General features: G+C 63.6%; 6 protein-coding genes. All 6 read left to right on the plus strand.

Features of this window, described 5'->3' with window-relative positions; translation table 11 throughout:
- On the plus strand, window positions 1–459 hold a 459-nt coding region (locus QM600_RS20735), incomplete at its 5' end, for an ABC transporter permease (RefSeq protein WP_283263437.1).
- Entirely contained in the window at window positions 456–1,298 is an 843-nt protein-coding gene (locus tag QM600_RS20740; protein WP_283263438.1) for an ABC transporter ATP-binding protein, read from the plus strand. The genes QM600_RS20735 and QM600_RS20740, both read left to right, overlap by 4 nt.
- The gene (locus QM600_RS20745) at window positions 1,282–2,340 is read left to right on the plus strand and encodes an ABC transporter substrate-binding protein (protein WP_283263439.1); all 1,059 of its coding nucleotides are present in this window, start codon (window positions 1,282–1,284) and stop codon (window positions 2,338–2,340) included. The genes QM600_RS20740 and QM600_RS20745 overlap by 17 nt, the downstream gene beginning before the upstream one ends.
- Window positions 2,337–3,428 (plus strand): LLM class flavin-dependent oxidoreductase, encoded by a 1,092-nt coding sequence (locus tag QM600_RS20750; RefSeq protein ID WP_283263440.1) that lies wholly within the window; start codon window positions 2,337–2,339, stop codon window positions 3,426–3,428. The genes QM600_RS20745 and QM600_RS20750 overlap by 4 nt, the downstream gene beginning before the upstream one ends.
- Window positions 3,425–4,579 carry an LLM class flavin-dependent oxidoreductase gene (locus tag QM600_RS20755; RefSeq protein WP_283263441.1) on the plus strand — a complete coding sequence of 385 codons (1,155 nt, stop codon included), beginning with the start codon at window positions 3,425–3,427 and terminating at the stop codon, window positions 4,577–4,579. Before QM600_RS20750 ends, QM600_RS20755 begins: the two co-directional genes overlap by 4 nt.
- Window positions 4,576–5,283, plus strand: a complete 708-nt coding sequence (locus QM600_RS20760; protein ID WP_283263442.1) for a class II aldolase/adducin family protein — start codon at window positions 4,576–4,578, stop codon at window positions 5,281–5,283. The genes QM600_RS20755 and QM600_RS20760 overlap by 4 nt, the downstream gene beginning before the upstream one ends.
- Window positions 5,284–5,377: the final 94 nt, after the last annotated feature.

The raw sequence follows: 5,377 nt of genomic DNA on the forward strand, positions 1-5,377 counted from the left end.
CCGTTCCTCGCGCTCGTTCCGTTGTTCATCGCCTGGTTCGGTATCGACGAAACCTTCAAGGTCGTGCTGATCGCCGTCGCGACCGTCGCCCCCATGTACGCGTACACGTACCTGGGAGTGCGCGGAGTCGATCGCAAGATGCTGGAAGCGGCACAGGGTTTCGGCCTGACGGGTTGGCGGCTGGTGTTCGGAGCGATTCTTCCGACCGCCCTCCCCGGTGTTCTGATGGGACTTCGAATCTGCCTGTCGCTCAGCATCACCGGATTGATCGCAGCAGAGCAGGTCGGCACACGTGAGGGCATCGGATATCTGGTCACCCTGGCGCAGGAATACAACCGCACCGACTACATGGTTCTATGCATCGTCATGTACGCGGCGCTGGGTCTGATATTCGACGCCATGGTCAGGCTGATCGAGCGGTACTCCATGCCGTGGCGGCGATTGTCGGTGACGCGATGACAGGCACAACAATAGGCTCGCGGCCAACTACGGAAGCACCTCTGCCTCCGTTGGCAATGCGTGAGCGGACCGGTACCACTGCGGCCGAGCGACGTGCCGGTTCACCAGTAGCAGTCTCGCTGACCGGAGTGCGGAAGTCGTTCGGCGACAAGACTGTTCTGGGCGGTGTCGACCTCGAGATCACGCGTGGCGAGTTCGTCGTTCTCCTAGGCCCCAGCGGAACCGGCAAGACGACCCTGCTGCGAGTGCTCTCTGGATTGGAAGCACCGGACAGCGGCGAGGTGTTGGTTCCGCGCGACCGCACGGTCGTCTACCAAGAACCTCGATTGATACCGTCGAAGCGAGTTCTGGCCAATGTCACAGTCGGACAGAAGCGATCACGGCAGGTGACCGACAACGCACGCAACGCACTCTCCGAGGTCAACCTCGCGGACAAGCACCGCGCCTGGCCGGCCACTCTCTCCGGCGGTGAGGCCCAACGCGTCGCATTGGCGCGCGCTCTCGTCCGCGAACCTGAACTACTGCTACTCGACGAACCTTTCGCCGCCCTGGACGCCTTGACCAGGCTCCAAATGCAAGATCTGGTAGGCGATCTGGTCGCCCGTCACCGACCGGCGGTATTGCTCGTCACTCACGACGTCGACGAAGCCGTACGACTTGCCGACCGCGTGCTCATTCTCGACAAGGGCGGTTTCGCTGTGGACGTCGACATCGATCTGCCACGACCACGCGACCGGAACGATCCCGAATCATTGCGCTACCGAGCGAGTTTCCTGAAGGAGCTCGGCGTCGGCCGCACCTTCCCCGACGGACAGGACAGTCATGACATTGATCGCTGACTCCACAATCGACACACTTTGGTACACCCGCTGCCCCGTTCCCACCGCCAGCGGACTCGCTAACAGCCTCGGTTGGCTCGACCGGACGGCAAACGAATCCGGAGTGCGCTTCGGCGTACTGCAAGATGCCGGGCCTGAATTGGCAGTGCGCCATTTCGACCACCAACTTTCCGGACTCATTCGCGAAGGCGGCAACGTCCCCGCGCTGGCCGCGCGTGCCGGTGGTTCTCCGACGAGGCTGATCGGACTGACCTGGATCGACGAGGCGCAGGCGATCCTGGTGCGAGGAGACTCCGATATCCGAGAAGCAGTCCTGCTGGCCGGCGCCCGGATCGGAATCCCGGCCTGGGCGGCGGATCAGGCCAGGAGCTTCCCTCGCGCCATGGCCCTGCACGGCTTCGCCTCGGCACTTCGTCTGGGCGGGGTGAGTTTTGCCGACGTCACCCTCGTCGAGGTTGCAACGACGGCAGCCCCCGAGGTCCGCACCGCCTCCTCCAGCCGCAACACGACGTGGGGTGTCGAATCCTTGCTATGGGGTGACGTCGACGCCATCTACGTCAAGGGCGCCCGCGCCCAAGAGGTTGCCCGCGAACACGGCCTCGCCGTAGCCGTCGACCTCGATTCCACGGCTTCCCTGCGCGATCGCGTCAACAACGGCACTCCACGACCGATTACGGTTCACGCCGATCTACTCGAACAGCGTCCGGACATCGTCGTCGGTTTCCTCGCCGAGAGTCTGAGGGCTGCAGACTGGGCGGCAGCCAACATCGACGACGTCCGGGCCGTCTTTCAGACCGAAACACAGTCGGGGCCCGAAGGTGTGGTGGCAGCATACGGCGAGAACTTCCACACCGGACTGCATTTGAGCCTCTCGGACGAGCGTGTGGACCTCCTCGGCGTGCAGAAGCAATTCCTGTACGCGCACGGCTTCCTCGCCGCCGATTTCGATCTTGAGTCCTGGGTGGCGCACGAACCCCTGGAACAGGCCCGCAGCCTTGTTGCCGCGCAGACGGGCTCCGTGCAGAAGGACACAGCAGAATGACGGACGTCTACTGGGAGCTACCGCCACGCGGTGACGGGCGCCGCGCCGAGGCCGCCCTGAACAGTCGCGGCGGCTTCGGGGTACAGCGGCCGACTACCGTCGCCACCGATGTTCGCCCCGGAAACTTCGGGCCCTTCGACGAACTGGCGCAGATCGTTCTAGCGGCCGAACTGTCGGGCGTCGACGGGGTCGTCGCACCGTACGATCCGAACGGCGAAGAATCCTGGATCGTTGCTGCCGCAGCACTACGTCAGACGCGTCACTCGCGAGTGGTCGTGGAGTTTCACCCTACTTTCGGCACTCCTGTCTACGCCGCCAAAATGTCTGCGACACTTCAGCGCCTGTCGGCAGGTCGTCTTGAATGGCGAGTGAAGGTCGAGACGGACGCCGAAGACGCCGCCGCTCGCGGAGACGTGGTCCGAGGAATCCACCGCTACGCGCGCGCCGCGGAGTTTCTGACCGTCGCCCGTGGTGTGTGGAACGAGGAACAGATTCTCCCCGGCGGATTCGGCGGTACGGGCTACGACTTCGACGGCGAATACTACGACGTACTCGGCGGAGGGTTCCGAGGCATCTTGTCCGGACTCCCTTTTCCCCGAGTACATCTGACCGGAGATTCTCCGGAAGCTCTGGAACTGTCCGCCCACCATGCCGACGTCCATCAGTTCACCCTCGCCGGCGGCGACTTGTCGACGCGGATTACCGTCCTCGACGACAGAGCGTCCGAACTCGGCAGGACTGTCGAAAAGGTCCTGCGCATCCCGATCATCGCCCGCGAGAGCGCAGACGAAGCCTGGTCCCGCGTCGAACGACAACTGAGAGAAGCTCATTGCGGCACAACCGCAGTCGAGCGGGGCGGCATCCTGTGGTCCGGATTCGACCGTATCGGCTACGAGCACAGCATCGGTCTTGTCGGAAGCTACGAGGAAGTGGCACAGCGACTGTCGTCGTATCGCGATCTCGGCGTGGACGGTTTCGTCTTGTCAGGTCGGCCACACATCGAAGAGCTGCACCGGGCAGGCGAGCATCTCCTGCACCTGGTCGATCCCGAGGGTCGGATCCGCAAAGAAGAGAAGGCCAACGCATGAGTATCGATTTCTATTGGCGGATCGGGATGGAAGGCGACCACGCGTCGCTGCGCACACCACGCCGCTACAACCGCGGCGATGCCGGTGGATACGGGCCGGGCAACATCGCTCCTGCGATCCGCGGCGGTGAGTTGGACGGATACAGCTACATCGACCACATGGCCGCGGTGGCAAAGGCTTCCGAATCCGCCGGTTTCCTCGGTGGACTGCTGCCGTCCTTCCCGATGACCGAGGATCCGTGGGCGACCGCAGCCGCGTTGGCTGCCGAGACCACCACTTACCGCTTCATGGTCGCGTTCCAACCGGGGTTCCTTCACCCGGTGCAGGCGGCGCGGATGTCGGCCAGTCTGCAGCGCGCAACCGGCGGACGTCTGGTCTACAACATCATCAGTGGCGGAGGCGGTGCGCCTCAGCTGTGGTGGGGCGACAAGGTCGACCACGACGATCGCTACACCAGGACGTCCGAGTTCCTCGATGTCCTCAAAGGTGTTTGGGACGGTGAACCTTTCGACTTCGACGGACGGTTCTTCCAAACCCACGGCGCGGCACTGCCACCCGGACTTGCCGGCCAACCGTTTCCCGAGGTGTACTTCTCCGGATCTTCGGCCGCAGCTGTCGCCGCCGCCGGATTGCACTCCGACTACTACCTTTCCTGGCTGGAACCGTATGCCGACCTGAGAGCAAAGATCGACGGGGTGCGGGAGAACTCGGCCAAGCTGGGACGCACCCCGAAGTTCGCCGTACGAATCGACGTCGTCGCCCGGCACACCGAGGAAGCTGCGTGGGCCGAGATCGAGAAAGGCTGGGCCTTCGTCGACAAGGGAGCTGCCGACCGTGCAGCGCAGGGCGATTCGGTGGGCGCCGCCCGCATCAAGGGGTGGGTGCCCGAACACATCACCGGTTACCGAGATCTGGAAGTGCAGCCCAACGTGTGGTGCGGCTTCAGCCTCATCCGCGGCGGACCGGCGTTCGGTCTGGTCGGTAGCTACGAGCAGGTCGCCGAGCGACTCGACGAGCTACGCGAACTGGGCGTCGACGCCTTCATCCTCGCCGGTAACCCGCACCTCGAAGAGGCCTATCGCGTCGGCGAAGAAGTTCTTCCCCTTCTGCAGCGCACCCCGATCACACGTTCTGGACTGGAGACCCGATGACCACCACCGAAACCCGCCTCGATGCCGACACCGCAGCGTTTGTCGAAGAAGCGCGTAAAGCAGCCGACAGGGCGTTCGACGTCTTCCGCAAGACCGGAACGGTTGCGGCCAACGGGACCGTCAATTTCGTCGAGCGGGTGCCGGGCACCGAAATTGCAGTCGCCCTGAACGATCCGGGACCGTGGGCGGACGATCCGTCCGTATCACCGGTGGTCGCCACCTTCGACGGCGAAGTGCTATCCGGTACGGGATCGGCCGGGTTTGTCACCGGGTATGCGTCCGTGTTCCGTCAGCATCCGGAGATCACCAGCGTCGTCCACATCCACACTCCGTGGCTCGGCGGTTGGGCACAGACACACCGGACGCTGCCCATCCGATATGCGGCTTCGCAGCGGCTGACGCTCTCCCGAGAGATTCCTCCGCACATCGATCGGTCACGATCCGCGGGCGAGTTCATTCTTGAGCGTCTCGAACACGATCCCGATCTCGTGGCGATGTTCGAGGCCAACGGCGGGGTCAACGTCATCGGACGCAGCGGGTTGCTCGACCTCGCGAAGTTCGTCGTCCTCCTCGAAGAAGGCGCACAGTTCCAGGCGATCGCCGAATCACTCGGTGGATCAGTCGAATTCGATCCGTCCAACCTCACTGTCCAGTGGGGCCGTAGTGGACTCGCCGACGAGGCACGTCGACGCGGCCTCATCTAGCCACCCCCATCACTGATTCAGAACAGGAAACTGTAAATCTCATGACCGTTCGCGTCGGATACTTCCCACACAACAATTCGCTGTTCGTTCTGCG

Origin of the sequence: Rhodococcus sp. IEGM 1379, from assembly GCF_030056815.1 — a bacterium.
In the GTDB taxonomy this organism is placed as follows: Bacteria; Actinomycetota; Actinomycetes; order Mycobacteriales; family Mycobacteriaceae; genus Rhodococcus_F.